Raw genomic sequence first — 16,819 nt, 5'->3', positions numbered from 1 at the left:
CTATTCGTCGAATTCGGAGGCTTCGCCCCGGGCGGGGCGCTGCTGGGAGACGAGGAAGGCGTCCAGGTCCACGCGGTAGAGCTGATCCAGCGCGCGGAAGCCCAGCGTCTCCGTGTTGTGGAGCATGGGCTCGATGGCGTCCGCGTTCTGGGCGAGGCCGTTGAAGAACCCGGAGAAGAGCTGGGGCAGATAGACGCGCGGATCAAACCGCTCCACGGTGGCGAGCACGTCCACGGCGATGACGCTCGCCTTGGTGAAGTCCGCGCGCTCCACCAGCGCCTCGAAGGCGGACAGCTTGCGCACGAGCTGGGCGAGCGCGGGTGACATGGGGACGCTCGGCCCCGAGTCCCGGGACTCGGCGTGGGCGGCCTTCCTGCCCTTCGCGGGGCGGGCCTCCTCTTCCTCCCCGTCGTCCTCGTCCTCGTCGTCGTCATCCTCCGGCGCGGCGGCGAGCGCCGGGGCGGGCCGGGCCTCCTCCGGCGGGGGGAGGAACGGCACGCCCTGGGCATGGGAGCGCAGCGCGCCGAGCAGCGTGCGCATGGCGTCCATGCACGCGCTCTTCTGGAGCACGGCGAGGGCGGCGATGAGGGGGTCGCCCATCGCCAGGGCTTCCTCCAGGGGCTCGCGGTTGCCGGGCGCGCACCAGGCCTGCCACTGCGCGTCCTTGAGGCGCGTGTGGTGCTCCAGGGTCTTGCCCATCATCTTGAGCAGCCAGCGCAGGCCGGTGTCCGCGAAGACGGCCTTCTTCTCCGCGGGGCCGAAGAAGTCCCAGTTCTCCGTGAGGGTGCGCGACAGGGAGCGGAACAGGATGGGCAGCGCCTTCATGCCGTCCGCGAAGAAGTGGCCGAAGAGGTACGGCCCCAGCAGGCGCACGTCGCGCACGCCCTCGCGCAGGAGCACTTCGGACGCGCGGGCCGCGTCCGGGTAGGTGCCGCGGGCGACGAGGCCGGTGATGGCCTCCAGGCGCGGATCCGGTCCCTCGGATTCGTCGAGCGGCACGGGGGCGCTCGTGAGCGCCGCGTCGAGCAGCGTGAAGTCAACGGCTTCGACCGCCAGGGCCGCGTTACCCATCGATGGCCACCATCTGCCCAGGGGAGACGACCTGGATGACCCCGCCGTAGCTGCACATGCACTTCGAGTTGCTCTCCAGGGCCGGCATGTTGCCGATGAGCACCTTGGGGCACCCGGGCACCCAGGGCGCCGCGGTGGCGGGGATGCAGGGCATGGGGGTGAGGACGCCCAGCGCCGCCGCGGTGGCCGCCGCCACCATGGGGTTGGACGGCGTGTTGCACATGCCGAAGGGCAGCACGTTCACGAACGGCTTGCTGTCCATGATGTTCGCCGCGGGCGTGGTGGCCATCACCTTGTTCACGGGGAGGACCATCAGCGACGAGGGGGCTGCCCCGAAGCTGCACTGGAGCATCGCTCCCATCACGACCTGGACACCCATGTGCCGCTCCTTTTTCACCGCGCTGGCGACGGGCCATCATCTCCCGAAGCGCCAGCGCTTTCCAACAAGCGTCCCCGCAGGGCGGTGAGCGCCTGGAACATCGGATCCGTCGCCTTGCGGTGCAGCGCGCCGGTCAGGTACTGCGTCGCGCACCACGCGTCGTCGACCGCGCCCTTCTTTCGGTGGGGAAAGAGCGGAAAGAACTCGATGCGGTCTGGCAGGAAATCCCCGTCCAGGAGCATTTCGATGCGCCGGCGGATCTCCTGCTCGCCGGACGAGGGAGCAGGCTCGGCGCCGGTGAAGGCCAGGAGGATGAAGCGGGAGTGGCTGGCCAGCCCACCGGTGGACACCGGCACCACGCTGGTGCCCACGAGGAAGGGCAGTCCCTCCAGCGCGGCGGTGACCTCCTTCGCGGGGTAGGCGCGGCCATCGTGCCGGAAGCCCAGCGTGCCCCCGTAGTGGTAGCGCTGGCGGATCCGCGCGAGCACGACGTGACCTGGGGGGCGCCCCTTGTCCGGCAGCAGCGTGAAGACGCCCACGTCCGTGGGAGCCCCCTGCCCGCTCTGGTTGGCATCCTTCAGCGCCCAGGCGCGGCCCGGGACGGGGATGACGTCCGTGTGCACGTCCGCGTGGGGATCCGCCACCCCGCGCGACGACACGAGCACCGCGCCACCGGCCGCCGCGTCGATGAGGACGTTGGACGAGGGCACGGACTGGAGGCCGCACTGCTTCACCCACGTCCTCCACGCCTGGGCGTCGTAGGGCTCCTCGGGGTCGCGGAACCAGTGCTGCACGTTGCGCAGCGAGCCGGTGCGTTGGCGCAGGAAGACGTCGCGCAGGCGCGGGGTCACCCCCAGCGCGCGCAGCGGCTGTTCCATCAGCAGCGCCGGGTTCTGCGTCAGGTCCGCCAGCTCCAGGTGCAGGTACGTGGCGCCGCGCAGCAGCGTGGCGAAGAAGAGGGCCGGCAGGTGCTGGAGCACCGGGAAGTCCGGCGCGGCGAGGATGTCCCCCGGCCCCAGGCCGAAGGTGAGCATCCCGTCGCCGAGCGCGCCCTTCCACGCGTTCTCCGCGGTGAGGGGCACGGGCGTGTGCGGCGGATCCACCAGCGGAGAGAAGAGGAGCCCCACCGCGTCCGTGGGCTTGTACGTGTGCGACATGAAGCCGGGCGCTCCCCCACCCCGGCTCTTGAGCAGGCGCTTCTCGTGCCCCTTGAGGATGGGCAACTGGTGGGGCTCCGCGGCGATGAAGTCCGGCTCCAAGGCCTCCAGCCGGGTGGCCATGGCGCGCGGCCCGGTGGGCGGCAGGAGCGTGAAGCAGCCGCCCAGCTTCAGCGTGGCCAGGAGCGACACGAGCAGCTCCTGCCCCACGCCGTGGACCAGACACACCTTCGCGCCTGGGGCCACGCCCTGATCCGTCCACTCGCTGGCGCGGCGCGCGGAGAGGTCGTGCAGGGCGCGGAAGCCCACGGTCTGCCAGCCCTGGATGCGGGCGTACGCGCGGAACGCGGGGCGCTCCAGGGCGACGTGGCGCACGACCAGGTCGTGGAAGAAGTCGTACTGCTGGCCCGGGCGGCTCTTGGGTGGCGGAACGCCCCGGCCCGCGTGGGCCTCCGCGAGCGCGGCGGCGAAGCCTTCTGGATCCGCCCAGCTCTCCTGCCACCACGGCGGCGCGCCGGCTTCGGGAGAGAAGCCTGCTTCCAACTGCCGGAGGATGTCCTTCACGTCGAAAGGCATGGGTGTCTAGCGGGAGGGAAAGTCGAAGCCGACCTTCACCATGAAGCGGACCTTGGAGCGCACGTTGCTCTCCGGGGCGTAGGTGCCGACGGTCCCCTGCGGCCGCGACTCGCCCCGCCGTTGCGGCTGTTGCGGCGCGCGCTCGATGGAGGTGGGCACGACGGCGCGCACCAACGGGTGGTGGGACTGGAGCGGCGGCACGTGCATGTCCACGTCGCGGCCGAAGAGCCAGGCGCCACAGCGCCAGAGGACATCGTGCCGCCGGGTGAGCAGCGTCCAGAAGCGGTCGCGCGTCTCCGTGGCCTCGAAGAGGAGGGGCGAGTTCGAGCTGTCCCGACCCTCGCCGGGGGCCGCCAGCAGGGCCCGCAGCTGCTCCGCGACGCGCTCCACCTCGTTCACGTCCTCGGGTGTCACCGGGGAGCGTCCGGCGAGCTTCGCCTCGTGCTCGCGGAACAGCGCCACGAGGCCCAGGCAGTCCCCCACCACGTCGCGGTGGCCCTCCCCGTGGCTCGCGGCGACGTCGGCCGCGGTGAGGAAGGACGCCTCCGCGAGCGCCTCCGCCGTCTTGAGCAGCTTGCGGCGCAGGTGCTGGGCGCGCTCGAACAGGCTTCCAAAGGAGCTGGCCCGCATGTCGCGCTGCACGCGCAACGCGGCGAAGGCCAGCGCCTGCGCGAGCAGCGGGAGCGCTCTCAGCTCGTCCAGCTCCACGCCCGGGAGCGTGGCGACGTCCGCTTCGCGGGCCAGCACGCTGTCCACGCCGCGCTTCGTGTTGTGGAACGCGAGCGCGATGTTGCAGCGGCACTCGTCCACGGGGCCATCGAGTGCTCGGGCCGCGGAGAGGAACACGTCATAGCCGGGCTCGGAGCCAAGGGCTTCCAGCTCGGCGATGTCGTCGGGCCCCAATCCCGCTGTCGCGTGTGGCGCCCCGCCCTGGCCTCCAGCCATGCCGGTCAGGATAGCGGGCACCCCTGGGTGTCACAACCTACTGCCCTGCCCTGCTCCCTGGTGGATCCGTCCGGTCGTCCGACGTGAGACAGACCGGGGCGCACGCCGCGTCTCATTCCTGTGTTTCAGAGGATGTGTCAGGTGGTGGCTGACCCGTGGAACCTGGAAGGTATGTCGTCAGACGAGGATGAGGTCTTCCTCGTCGCCTTCCAGGGGGGCGCCCGCGGCGTCCAGGACATGCTGGGTGCGACGCAGGCGCTGGTCGCTGAGGTCGGCGACGAGCATCAGGACCTGCGGGTGGCTGGAGATGAGCGAGTCGAAGTCCTCGCGCGGCAGGCGCAGCAACGTGGTGTGCCGGGCGGCCGCGACCGTGGCCGTGGCGGGCGTCTTCTGGAGCAGGGAGATCTCTCCGAAGAGCTCGCCCTCCTTCAGGCGCGACAGCACGTGCCCGCCCTTGTGGACCTCCACCTCGCCGGAGAGGACGACGTAGAGGCCGTCGGTGGGATCGCCTTCCCGGATGATGACGTCTCCGCGTGAGACATCTCGCGCCCGGAAGCGCTCCACGAGGCCGCGCCGGTCCTTGCGGTTGAAGGGGCGGAACAGCGCGGAGCTGCTCATCACGTTGGCGAGCAGGCGTTCGCGGCAGAACTTCTTGAGGGCCTTCGCCACGGGCGGGTGGCTGCGCGACAACGTCGCGAGCACCGAGGCGGAGATCTCCAGCACCTGGGTGTCGTCGGACGCGGACTCCACGGACGCGGCGCGCGGGGCGCCGGACAGCAGCGCCATCTCTCCGAAGAAGGCGCCACCTTCGAGCGTGGCCAGGTCCTGCTGGCGGCCGTCCTCCTCTCGGAAGACGCGCACGCGTCCCTCGCAGATGACGTAGAAGGCGTGGCCGTGACTGCCCTGCGCGAGGATGCGCTCGCCGGGGCCGAACCGGCGCAGCGGACAGCGTTCAAAGAGCTGGATGAACGCGTCGCGTGGCAGGTCGGAGAAGAGCGGGATGGCGGGCAGCGTGTCCCAGGTGCCTGGGGTGGGCTCCGCCTCCTCGGTCAGCTCGAGGACCTGCTCGTCCGCCTCGGGCGCGTGGTCCGCGAGTCCCCGCTGGGCCGCGAGCTCCACCGCGTGCAGCAGGGAGTCCGCTTCGATCTCCAGCTCCGTGAAGCTGGAGACGCGCAGGGACGCGCGCCAGGGCTCCGGGGCTCCGGAGGTCGTGGGCACCACGGAGGCACCGGCCGCGGTGGCGGTGCTTGGGGGCTTGGGCGGCGCTTCGGTGGTCGCTGACGCGGTGGAGGCAACCGCCGCGGGTGCGTCCGTACGGCGCGGGCGCAGGCCCGGGGGCGCGGCCTGGGCGGGGGCCTTGGGCTCAGATGGATCAGTGTCCGCGATGGGCGGCGCCAGGGCCTTCCATCGTCCGCTGGGGGTCCGGACCTGGGGAAGCTCGGGCATCGAGGCGAGGGGCGGCGGCGCCACGCGGGTGGACAGACCCGGTGGAGTGGCTTCGGTCGGGGCTGCGGTGGGCCTCGCCTCGCTGGGGCTCGCGAAGGCTTCGGGCGCACGTCGGGCGTCGGCGGTCGGACGTGGGCTCGTGGGCGGAGGGGTTGCGCTGACTGGCGCGTGGTCCGCGCCCCGCGCTGTGTTCGCGCCCGGAGCCTCGGGGGCATCCTGCCGGGGGGCGGCCTCCACCTCGACGGAGATGACCACTTCACCGTCATCCGCGACGGCCGCTGTCGGCATGGTCAGCTCTGGAGGGAGCGAATCCGACAGGTCGACGGGCGCCCCTTCCGCCTCGAGAGGTTCGGGGCGCTTCACCTTCGGGTCCCCGCCCTCCGCGTCTGGCGGCGAGGGAGGGACTTCTCTGTGGGTGACGAGGCTCGTGGGGGCGCGCGGGGCCGTGGCGTCACCGGGCTTCGCCCTGGCCGTGGCGGGCGTGCCCCTTCGCGCATAGAGATCCGCGAGCATCTGCTGCACACCCTGGTGCGCTGGATCCAGCTCGAGGATCAGCTTGCTCGCGGCGATGGCGCGCGGCAGGAATCCTTCCCGCGCGAAACCCTCCGCGGCGGAGTGGTAGGCGGAGACCGCCCGGTCACGCTGTCCGGCCTTGGCCCACGCGTCGCCCATGCGCAGGCGGCTCTGGTGATCCTTTGGCTCCGCCTGGCAGTAGTCCGCGTACAGCTCGGCGGCCTTGGCGAAACGGCCCTTGCTGAAGGCCTCCGTCGCCTTGTCCTTGAGCGCTCGGGACTCCATTCACTGCGCCCCGCCGGCCGCCGTGCCTTCCTTCGTCAGGTTCGCGCCCGCGGCGACGCGGACCTCGCGGAAGTAGTCGCCCTTGAGCGCGTCCAGCGGCTCCGCCTCCGCGCCCGAGTTCATCTTGCGCAGCGCCGTGGCCGCCGCGGCGCGGATCTCCGGCAGGTCGTGGAACAGGTCCCGCCCGACCACCTCCGCCGACTTCGCGTCGCCAATGGCGCCCAGCGCCAGCAGCACGTCGCGCCGGGCCACGCTGTTGGAGTCATCCAGCGCCTTGAGCAGCGTGGGCACCGCGTCCTTCGCCCCCATCCTGCCCAACAGCTGCGCCGCGAGCGCCGCCTCCGCCCCACCCTCCTTCACCACGCCCTGCAACGCCTCGGACGCCGACGCGGGCGGCGCCCCGACGCGGGACAGCGCATCCAGGACCACCAGCTTCTCGCCGCCCATCTTCGGCAGCGAGGCCACCAGCGCGAGCTGACCGCTCTCGCCCTGCTCCGCGAGTGCCAGCGCCAGCGTCTTCTGGAGCTCACGGTCGGGCTCCAGCAGCGCCGTCCGGGCGATCTCCACGCCCTCCGGCCCCAGGTACGCGAGCCCCACCAGCGCCGCCGCGCGCAGCACCGGGCTCGCGTCATCCGAGTAGCCCTTGAGGATCTCCAGCGCGCCGGGCGCCTTGAGCGCGCCCAGTCCGGTCAGGAGCGTGGCCAGCGGCTGCAACTTCGCGGGCTCCACGTCGTCGCTCAGCTCCGAGGGCACGCGCGGTGGCACCACCACCCGCCCGGCCTCCTTCGCGCGGGCCGCGTTCAGCGCCTGGAGCCGCTCGAAGAGCTGCGCGTGCTTGGTGGAGCGGGCGTCGTCCTTCCCCTTCGCCGCCGCGGCATTCGGGGCCGATGGATCCAACGCGGTGCCGTACTTCTGGGGCAGCGCCTGCGGTATCCAGTCCGCGCGCAGCGCCGTGAGCCCGGCGACCTCCTGCTCGTAGAGCTTCTGGAGCGCGGGCGCGACGGACGCATCGCCCACGTGGGTCACGGCTTCGACCGCGAGCGTGCGCAGCGCGACGTCCGGCTGGTTGAGCCACGGCGTCACCTTGGGGAGCAGCGCCTGCGCCGCCGGTCCCAGCCCGGTGACGGCCTGGAGCCCCGACGCTGCGGTGGCCGGCCGCGCGAGCCGTTCCGCGATGGGCTCCGCCGGGCAGCCGCCCCGCGCGCGCATCGCACGTCCGGCATCCAGGGCCTCGTCGCGCGCGCCATCCAGCGCGATGGCGCACAGCGCGGCGTCGGTGGCGGGCGTGCGCGGGAAGGTCAGGATGGCGTCGGTGGCCAGCGGGCTCACCGAGCTCTTCTCCACCGCGACCGCCTGGAGCTTCGTGGCGGCCGTCGGGTCCTGCAGCTTCATCAGCGCGCCGATGGCCGACTCGCGCAGCTCCGGGAAGCTCTCGTCGAGGAGCAGCGCGATGGGGGCCACCGCGCGCGTGTCACCCGCATCCCCCAGTCCGCGCACGGCGGCGGCGGCGAGGATGACCTGGCTGTCGCGCACCATGGGCAGCAGCCGGTTGACGGCTTCGACGCGGCCGCTCTTGCCCAGCTCTTCCGCGGCCCCCACGCGCTCAGGGAGCGCGCCTTCCGTGAGGGCGAGGAGGTTGCGCTCCCAGAGGCCCTTGGACTCGGCCGCGACGACGGAGGCCATGGCGCCGGGGACGTTCGTGCTCTTGAGGGCCTGGACGATGACCTTGCGCGTGGCGCGGCCCCGCCGTCCGTACTGGAGCGTGAGGTACGCCTTGGCCTTGTCGTTCTTCACCTTGGCGAGCGCCAGGGCTGCCTGCCCTTGCACGGCCTCGTCCGAGTCCTCGAGCAGTTCGCCGAGCAGGTCCACCACGCGCGGGTCCTGGCTTTCGCCGAGCGCGCTGGCGGCCTCGCCCCGGACGATGGCGGAGAGGTCCTTCGCCGCGCGGGTGAAGAGGACCAGGTCGTCCGCGTTGTTCTGCGAGGCCAGCTTCTTCACGGCCGCGGCGCGGATCTCCGGGCGGGGGTCCTGGATCTCCGCGAGGAGCTGATCCCGGTTGCCGTTGCACCCGACGAGGAGGGTCAGGGCGAGGAAGAGGGGTCGCACGCGGATTCGCATCGTTCTCCCGGAGCGGCGGACGCTGGAGGTAGGCGGCGGTTATATCAACGCCCCCCCGGGCCGCCCACCGACGGCACGACCCGGGAGGAAGGGTGGCTCAGCGAGGACGGCGGGGACCACCGCGCGGGGCCGGGCGGCCTGCCGCTCCCCGAGGCGCCTTGCTGTTCCAGCGCGGCTCGGAGTCACGCGTCTTTCGCTCTTTCCAGTCCTTGAAGCTGGCGCCCTCGCCCGGGGGGGCCTTCTTCACGCCCGCGCGGACGATGCGCTCGCCGGAGGCGCTGGCCGAGGGTTCACCGCCGCCGCGAGAAGCGCCCCGGCTGCCGGAGCCCTCCGCGCGAGGCTTCCACTCCCGGCGCTCCGGACGGCCCGCGCCGCCAGCGGACTCGCCGCGAGGCTTCCATTCCCGACGCTCCGGACGGCCTTCGCCGCGCGAAGCCCCGCCCGCGCCGGCGGGCTTGCCGAACCGGGCACCCCCGCGCGCGCCACCCTCGTCACTGCCGAAGCGGCCCGCGGGCTTGCCGAAGCGGGCGCCGCCAGCGGGCTTACCGAAACGGGCACCCCCGCGCGCGCCACCCTCGTCACCGCCGAAGCGGGCGCCACCGGCGGGCTTGCCGAAGCGTGCGCCACCGCGCGGCGCGCCCCCTTCGTCCCCACCCCGGCCGGCGGGCTTGCCGAACCGGCCACGCGGAGCACCGCCCTCGTCACCGAAGCGGCCGGCGGGCTTGCCGAAGCGGGCACCCCCGCGCGCGCCACCCTCGTCACTGCCGAAACGGCCGGCGGGCTTGCCGAAACCGCCGCGACGGGCACCGCCTTCGTCACCGAAGCGTGCGCCACCGGCGGGCTTGCCGAAACCACCGCGACGGGGGCTCTCGTCACCTCCGGGCTTGCTGAACCGGCCACGCGGCGCGCTGTCGTCGCCGCTACGGCCCGCACCGGCGGGCTTGCCGAATCGCCCACCACCGCGAGGGGCACCCTCGTCACTGCCGAAACGGCCTGCCGGCTTACCGAAGCGGGCGCCGCCACCGCGCGCGCCGCCCTCGTCGCTGCCGAAACGGCCAGCAGGCTTGCCGAAGCGGGCGCCACCACCGCGCGCGCCGCCCTCGTCGCTGCCGAAACGGCCGGCGGGCTTGCCGAAGCGGGCGCCACCACCGCGCGCGCCGCCCTCGTCGCCGAAGCGACCCGCGGGCTTGCCGAACCGGCCACCACCGCGCGCGCCACCCTCGTCACCGCCACGGCCTGCACCCGCAGGCTTGCCGAAGCGGGCGCCACCGCGCGCGCCGCCCTCGTCACTCCCGAAGCGGCTCGGGCCACGCGCCGCCGCACCGGCGGGCTTGCCGAACCGGCCGCGCGGGGCTTCATCACCGTCACGGCCCGCACCAGCAGGCTTGCCGAACCGGCCGCGAGGCGCCTCGTCACCGCCACGGCCCGCACCGGCAGGCTTGCCGAACCGGGCACCCCCGCGCGCACCGCCCTCGTCGCCGAAGCGACCCGCGGGCTTGCCAAACCGGCCGCCACCGCGTGCGCCCGCCGCATCGCCACCCGCCGGCTTGCCGAAGCGGCCACCCCCGCGAGGCGCACCGCCCTCGGCGCCACCCGCCGGCTTGCCGCCGCGCGAGGCACCGCGAGGCGCACGCTCACCTTCGGGCTTGCTGAACCGGCCCGCGCCGCGCGCGGCCTTCCCGTAGGTGGCTCCCTCCGCGGCGTCCGACTCCGTCATCTCCTCACCGTCGTCATCGAACGACGGCACGTCCGCGTCGAGATCCGCGTCGTCGTCCGTGGCCAGCGTCGCCCCGCGCTTCGCGAACTTCGGCGGACGCGTGCCTCCGTCCTGCACGCCCTTCCAGTCCTTGCGCTCCGGACGCGCCTCGCGCGTCTTCACGCCGCTCGCGGGCTTCTTGTCCGCACGCTCCGCCTTGCGCGGCGCCACGGGCGCGTCGTCGTCCATCGACAGCTCGGCCTCGTCGTCGTCCGCTCCGTTGAAGCCCGGCGCGTGACGCCCATGCCGGCGCGGCGGCAGCCGCAGCTCCGCGGCCGACGGCTGCGCGCGGCCGTCCGCCACCTCGTTGAGCTGGTTCACTTCAGCGACCTTCAGCGGCCGAAGCTCGCCGGGACGCAGCCCCTCCACGCCCACGCCCGCGTAGGCCGGACGGAACAGGCGCACCACCGGGTGCCCCACCGCCGCGCACAGGCGCTTGATGAGGTGAGGACGGCCTTCCGCCACCACGATCTTCAGCCAGGTGTTGCGCTCGGCCTTCTCGAAGATGTCCACCGACACGGGCGTCGCCATGCCGTCTTCCAGCCGCACGCCCCCGCGCAGCTTCTCCAGCGTGGGCATGTCCGGCACGCCCTTCACCTTCGCCAGGTACGTGCGCGGCACCTGGAAGCTCGGGTGCGTGAGCTTGTGCGCCAGCGCCCCGTCATCCGTGAAGAGCAGCGCCCCTTCGGCGTCGTAGTCCAGACGGCCCACGGGGAACAGGCGGCGGCCCGTCTCCTCCACGTAGCTGGCCACCGTGGGCCGGCCCTGCGGATCCGACAGCGTCGTCACGACGCCCACGGGCTTGTAGAGCAGGTAGTACGACGATTCTTCCGGCGGCGTGACGAGCTTCCCATCCACGGTCACCAGGTCCGTGCCCGGCTCCACCCGGCTGCCCAACTCCGTCACCGTCTCGTTGTTCACTCCCACCCGACCACTGGTGATGAGTTCTTCCGCGTGCCGGCGCGAAGCCACTCCCGCGCGAGCCAGGTACTTCTGCAAACGTTCCGCCGCCATGCCTTGCCTTCTTCCAGTTGCCGCCCGTCACTCGGGCTTGGGGCCCTCGCTATCACCCTTCTCGGGCGATGGGGGGCTTTCCAGGATGCTGGAGCTGACCTTCTGGCTGCGCTCCGCCGCCGCCATGGCCTCCTCCAGTTCCTCCAATGCGGCCTCGCTGGCCGCCTCGTTCTTCTCCATCCGCTTCGTGAACCCCGGGTCCGACAGCGCCGCCACCGTCCCGGACGCGGGCGGTGCCGGCGGCGCCGCCTCCTTCTCCACGATGTCCCGGTGCTCCTGGGTCAATTCATGGAATTCCCGGAGCGTGGGCAGCGCGGACAGGTCCTTCAGCGCGAAGAACTCCAGGAACTCGCGCGTGGTTCCATAAAGAATGGGGCGGCCGACTTCTTCCCGCTTGCCCAGGATTTTCACCAGCTTGCGGTCCATCAGCGCCTTGAGCACCGCGCCGCAGTCCACGCCGCGGATGTCCTCCAGCTCGGGCCGGGTGACGGGCTGGCGGTACGCGATGATGGCCAGGGTCTCCACGGCCGCGCGGGTGAGCCGCTGCGGCTTCACCCGGAGGTAGCGCCGGACGTACTCCGCGGAGTGAGGGTCCGTGCGGAACTGCCACCCGCTCGCCACCTCGTACAGCACGACGCCGCTGATGCCCTCGCGGTGGATGCCGGAGAGCTGATCGAGCGCCACGGGGATGGCGTCCCGGGAGATGCCGGTGGCCTGGTAGAGCTCGTCCACGGACAGGGGCCGCTCCGCGACGAAGAGCACGCTCTCCAGCACGGTGCGGATGCGGTCCGCGGACAGGTTGCGGCTCTTGGAGACCAGCTTCTCGAAGGAGCTCTGGAGGTCCGGGACGCTGTCGTCCGAGTCCTCCTCGATGGCCGCGGGCTCCACCCCGTCCAGCTCCGCCTCGTCGGGCCCGGGGCCGGTGACGGCGGCGATCTCCTCCTCGGAGAACTGTCCGGGGCCTCCGGGCGTGCCGGGGGCGGGCATTTCGTCACCGTCGTCGGGACCGTTACCGGTAGTCACTCTCGTCGACCTCCGTGGGGAGCAGCTTCTCCAGCGCGTCCCCGTTGGGCGTCACCTGGATGGGGCCCAGGGGCTCCTCCTGGAAGACCTTGATGAGGCGGCGCTTCACCATCTCCAGCATGGCGATGAAGGTGATGACCACCTCCTGGCGCGTGGCCGCCTCCGTGAACAGCGCCTCGAACACCACCTGCCCGTCCTTGCGCACCCGGTCGGCCAGCCGGAGGATGGCCTCGGACAGGCTCACCCGCTCCAGCACCACCTCGTGCTGCACCTTGGGCGTCAGGCGCTCGAGCACCCGGTCGAGCGCCTCCACCAGCTTCAGGACGCTGATCTCCTGGAGCCCCACCTCGTCCTCGGGGATGGGCACGGCCTCCACGGGCACCTTCCGCGCGAACACGTCGCGGTCCAGGATGTCCTGCTTGGCCAGGTGCTCCGCGGCGTCCTTGTACTTCTGGTACTCCAGCAGCCGGCGCACCAGCTCCGCGCGCGGGTCCTGCGCCTCCTCCACCGCCGCCAGCGCGTCCGCGCCTTCCGGGACCTGGGCCGCGTCCTGCCGGGGCAGGAGCATGCGGCTCTTCAGGTGCGCGAGCGTGGAGGCCATCACCAGGAACTCCCCGGCGATGTCCAGGTTCAGGTCCCGCATCCGCTCCAGGTATTCCAGATACTTGGCGGTGATGAGGGCCAGCGGGATGTCGAAGATGTCAACCCGGTGCTCCTTGATGAGATGGAGCAGCAGGTCCAGCGGGCCCTCGAAGTTGGGCAGCGCCACCCGGAAGGCATCTCCGGGCGTGCGCGGCAGTCCCTCCCCGTCGGGGTCCGGCGGGAGGTCGTCCGGCGGTGGGGGCTTGCGACCTTCGCTCACCGGCCGGCGTCCTTCTGGGAGAGGGGCTTCGTCATGCGAAAGGGCCCGAAAATCCGGCCTTTAGCAGCATGCGCCGGGGGGACAGACCTCCTTAGCAATGCCTCCCAGGTGGGTCAAACATTTGAACAGGAACGGGTGTTCAGGGGATTCCCACGGCCCGCCGGACCTGGTCCATCAGGCGGGTGGCTTCCGCCCGGGCGCGCTGGGCGCCGTCCTGGAGGATGCGCTCCAGTTCCCCCGGGTCGGCCAGCAGCTCCGCGCGGCGCTGGCGGGCGGGGCCGAAGGTGGCGTGGAAGGCCTCCAGGAGCTTCTTCTTGTAGTCGCCGTAGCCCTTGCCACCGGCCTTCCAGGACGCGTCCACGTCCGCGAACTCCGAGGCCGGGAGCATCAGCTTGAGCAGATCGTACAGCGGCGCGTCCTGGGTGGGCTTGGGCGCGTCCACCGGCGTGGAGTCCGTCTTGATGGACATGATCCGCTTCTTGATGTCCTTGTCCTCGCCGAACAGCTCCAGCGTGTTGCCGTAGGACTTGGACATCTTCTGTCCGTCGATGCCGGGCACCGTCGCGGCGAACTCGTGCACGTGGGCGGACGGCAGCTTGAGGATGCCGGGCGCGTGGCCCCGCTCCTTCCCTTCCGGATCCGCCGGGTCGTAGCCGGGGACGTACTGGGTGTTGAACTTCACGGCCCAGTCGCGCGCGAACTCGATGTGCTGGATCTGATCCTTGCCCACCGGCACGGAGTCCGCGCTGTAGAGCAGGATGTCCGCCGCCATCAGGACCGGGTACGCGTAGAGGCCGAAGTCCGGGCTGATGCCGCGGGCGACCTTGTCCTTGTAGCTGTGGGCGCGCTCCAGGTGGGCCTGAGGCACCACGGTGCCGAGGATCCAGTTGAGCTCCAGCACCTCCTTCACGTCGCTCTGCCGGAAGAGGACGGCCTTCTTCGGATCCAGGCCCAGCGACAGGTACGTGAGCGCCGCGTCGCGCGTCAGGTCCAGGGCGAGCTTCGGATCCCGCACGGTGGTGAGCGCGTGGTAGTTGGCGATGAAGTAGTAGGCCTCGCCCTGGTCCTGGAGCTGCACGAACTGGCGCAGCGCCCCGTAATAGTTGCCGATGTGCAGCCTTCCGGACGACTGGACACCTGAGAGAATCCGCATCGCGATTGCGCTCCCCATTGACGGGTAGAGGACACGGCTCGTTCGCATACCCGCCGTCCCCCTGCAACCTTCCGTTGCGGCTGGCCCCCCGTCTTCAATGCCTGACATCCGCCTGCCCGGCCTGCCTGGAACATTTCGCCCGGACAGGAAAAGCCCAGCAGTTCCGGGGGGTTGAGGGGGCTCAGGTCCGACGGTACCCTGGTGGGCGACGCAGCACGTGGCCTGCCTTGGAGGGCGCCAACGGATGGAAGCGTTCACGGGAAACCTGGCCAGCTACCGGCTCCAGTTGGTGATGCCCGCGCTGTTCACGGCGCCGGGGGTGGAGGGGACGCTGCGGGTGGAGCGGGGCGCGGTGCGCCGGGAGTTCTACCTGCGGGACGGGCACCTGGTGGGAGTGGCCTCCACGGATCCGCGCGAGCACCTGGCGCAGGTGCTGGTGAACCTGCGCATCCTGGACGCGCCCCGGGCGGCGGCGGCGTTCGAGGCGGCGGAGGGCGCGAACCTGCCCTATGGCACGTTCCTGGTGCAGCGCTGCTTCGTGGCGCTGCACGAGCTGACCGAGGCGATGGAGCACAAGGCGCGCGAGGCGCTCTTCGACTGCTACGCCTGGGAGTCGGGCGAGGTGGAGTTCACGTTGGGGCTGCCGTTGCCGGGCCGGGCGGTCGGGCTCCGGCTGCCCCTGGGCACGCTGCACCGGGACGCGGTGGCGCGGCTGCGCGAGTGGTCCCTGTTCCGGGAGATCTTCCCCCGGCTGGACATGACGTTCCGCGTGTTCCGCGAGTTCGCGGTGGAGACCTTCTCCGAGGAGGAGGACGTGCTCCTGGACCTGGCCACGGGGGGCGCCACGCTGGGCGAGCTGCTCGCGAGCGCGAAGGAGACGCCCCTGTTCGCCGCGCGCTGGGTGCTCCACCTGTACCGGAGGGGCGCGCTGGCGCCGCACCGTTCGACGGGCCCCACGGTGGGCGAGTCCACGGAGTTCACCGAGCTGTTGGCGCTGGTGCGCGCGTTCCTCTCCTCGCGCAAGTACGACCTGGCGGTGGCGCTGGCGGCGCAGGTGCTGGAGCGCGGGCCGGTGCCGGAGGCGCACGCGCTGTACCGCGAGGCGGAGGTGGGGTTGACGCTGGCGTTGAGCGACGCGCTGTTCGCGTTGGACGGGCGGCTGGTGTTCGAACCCATCCCCCGCCCTGCCCCGCCGGACCTGACGGCGGACGACCTGTACCTGTACTCGAAGCTGCGGGGCAGCCGGAGCATCCGTCAGGCGCTGCGCACGGCGGCGATGGGCGAGCTGGCCGCGTCGCGGTCGGTGGACCGGCTGAGGGCGGCCGGACTCATTCGCGTGGCCCCCATGGCCGAGGGGACTCCGGAGCCCTCGCCCCGGCGCACCACCACGGATCCGTATGGTTTGAACCTGGGGGACCTGGGCGGGAGCTGAGCTCCGGGGCCCGGCGCTCCCGCGGCCGGGACTCCAATGCCAGACACTGGGAGTTGATCGCGCGGCGCACCCGGCCCGAGCGCCAGACCCGCGGGTGGACCCCCTCCCCCGAACGTCACGAGGCGGAAGGGCGCTTCCTCGCCGGAGGCTTCGGCTTGAAGGCGTCGCTGCGCGGGTGGAACTCGTCGTAGACCTTGCGCAGCCGGGCGCTGTTGACGTGCGTGTAGATCTGCGTGGTCGCCAGGTCCGCGTGGCCCAGCATCTGCTGCACCGCGCGCAGATCCGCGCCCCGCTCCACCAGGTGCGTCGCGAACGAATGCCGCAGCTTGTGCGGTGACAAAGGCTTCAAGATGCCGGCCTTCAGCGCGTAGCGCTTGAGCAGCTTCCAGAAGCCCTGCCGGGTGAAGCCCTCACCGCGCGGCGTGACGAACAGCGCCTTCGCCTCGCGCTTGCCCAGCATCTCCGGCCGCGACAGCGACAGATACGCCTGGACCTGCTCGATCGCCACGCGGCCCAGGGGGACGATGCGCTCCTTGGAGCCCTTGCCCTTGGTGACGAGGTAGCCCGACGTGAGCTGCACGTTGTTGAGCTCCAGCGTGCACAGCTCCGTCACGCGCAGGCCGGTGGCGTAGAGCACCTCCAGCATCGCCTTGTCGCGCAGGCCGGTGACGGTGCGCGGATCCGGCGCGGCGAGCAGCTGCTCCACCTCCTCCAGCGTCAGGAACACGGGCAGCTTGCGGGGCGACTTCGGGGTGTCCACGTCCTCCGTGGGGTCCTTGTCCGCCAGCCGCTCCGCGACGAGGAACCGGTGGAAGACGCGGATGGCCGCCAGGTGCCGGGCCTGGCTGCGGCGGCCCAGGCCCTGCTTGCCCAGGCTGACCAGGTGCGCGAGCACGTCCTCCTGGGTGACGCGGGCCGCGTCCTCCCGTCCGCGCGCGCGCAGGTCCGCGAAGTACACGGTGAGGTCCGCCGCGTAGGCGTCCACCGTCTTGCCGGACAGGCCCCGCTCCGCGCGGATGAAGGCGATGAACGCGTCGAGCAGTCCTTCCATGGTCCCTGGAGGGTAGCGAAGACGCCCCCCAGGGCAAC

The 16,819-nt window shown here is 72.0% G+C and carries 12 protein-coding genes; 1 reads left to right on the top strand and 11 read right to left on the bottom strand.

What is annotated here, in order from left to right; translation table 11 throughout:
- The 10 genes from GTY96_RS19265 to trpS form a co-directional block, all read right to left on the bottom strand.
- Complete coding sequence (locus GTY96_RS19265; protein ID WP_161665477.1) at positions 1 to 1,071, bottom strand: type VI secretion system protein IglI family protein; 1,071 nt, start codon at positions 1,069 to 1,071, stop codon at positions 1 to 3.
- Entirely contained in the window at positions 1,064 to 1,450 is a 387-nt protein-coding gene (locus GTY96_RS19260; protein WP_143904656.1) for a DUF4280 domain-containing protein, read from the bottom strand. The genes GTY96_RS19265 and GTY96_RS19260 overlap by 8 nt, the downstream gene beginning before the upstream one ends.
- Before the next feature lie 14 nt (positions 1,451 to 1,464).
- Entirely contained in the window at positions 1,465 to 3,183 is a 1,719-nt protein-coding gene (locus GTY96_RS19255) for an acyl-CoA synthetase family protein (protein ID WP_161665476.1), read from the bottom strand.
- Between the two features lie 6 nt (positions 3,184 to 3,189).
- On the bottom strand, positions 3,190 to 4,149 hold the full coding sequence (locus GTY96_RS19250) for a hypothetical protein (protein WP_161665475.1): 960 nt from the start codon (positions 4,147 to 4,149) through the stop codon (positions 3,190 to 3,192).
- 156 nt (positions 4,150 to 4,305) lie between these two features.
- Entirely contained in the window at positions 4,306 to 6,372 is a 2,067-nt protein-coding gene (locus GTY96_RS19245; RefSeq protein ID WP_161665474.1) for a cyclic nucleotide-binding domain-containing protein, read from the bottom strand.
- A complete protein-coding gene (locus GTY96_RS19240) occupies positions 6,373 to 8,490 on the bottom strand; it encodes a HEAT repeat domain-containing protein (protein WP_143904660.1) in 2,118 nt (705 codons plus the stop codon).
- A 97-nt stretch (positions 8,491 to 8,587) separates the two neighbouring features.
- Positions 8,588 to 11,260, bottom strand: coding sequence for a pseudouridine synthase (locus GTY96_RS19235; RefSeq protein ID WP_161665473.1), 2,673 nt, complete (start codon positions 11,258 to 11,260; stop codon positions 8,588 to 8,590).
- Positions 11,261 to 11,287: 27 nt separating this feature from the next.
- Positions 11,288 to 12,283: an SMC-Scp complex subunit ScpB gene (gene scpB, locus GTY96_RS19230; RefSeq protein ID WP_143904661.1), complete on the bottom strand. Its 996-nt coding sequence runs from the start codon at positions 12,281 to 12,283 to the stop codon at positions 11,288 to 11,290.
- Positions 12,270 to 13,082 (bottom strand): segregation and condensation protein A, encoded by an 813-nt coding sequence (locus tag GTY96_RS19225; protein WP_201756230.1) that lies wholly within the window; start codon positions 13,080 to 13,082, stop codon positions 12,270 to 12,272. The genes scpB and GTY96_RS19225 overlap by 14 nt, the downstream gene beginning before the upstream one ends.
- A gap of 202 nt (positions 13,083 to 13,284) precedes the next feature.
- Complete coding sequence (gene trpS, locus GTY96_RS19220) at positions 13,285 to 14,298, bottom strand: tryptophan--tRNA ligase (protein ID WP_143904663.1); 1,014 nt, start codon at positions 14,296 to 14,298, stop codon at positions 13,285 to 13,287.
- A 244-nt stretch (positions 14,299 to 14,542) separates the two neighbouring features.
- Between trpS and GTY96_RS19215 the strand changes: the two genes are divergently transcribed.
- On the top strand, positions 14,543 to 15,730 hold the full coding sequence (locus tag GTY96_RS19215; protein WP_161665472.1) for a DUF4388 domain-containing protein: 1,188 nt from the start codon (positions 14,543 to 14,545) through the stop codon (positions 15,728 to 15,730).
- A 115-nt stretch (positions 15,731 to 15,845) separates the two neighbouring features.
- Here GTY96_RS19215 and xerD read toward each other — a convergent pair whose 3' ends face one another.
- Positions 15,846 to 16,781, bottom strand: a complete 936-nt coding sequence (gene xerD, locus GTY96_RS19210) for a site-specific tyrosine recombinase XerD (protein ID WP_143904665.1) — start codon at positions 16,779 to 16,781, stop codon at positions 15,846 to 15,848.
- Positions 16,782 to 16,819: the final 38 nt, after the last annotated feature.

The organism is Corallococcus silvisoli (assembly GCF_009909145.1).
Lineage (GTDB): Bacteria > Myxococcota > Myxococcia > Myxococcales > Myxococcaceae > Corallococcus > Corallococcus silvisoli.
The sequence above is the reverse complement of the archived record's forward strand: the minus strand, read 5'-3'. Positions and strand labels throughout refer to the sequence as shown.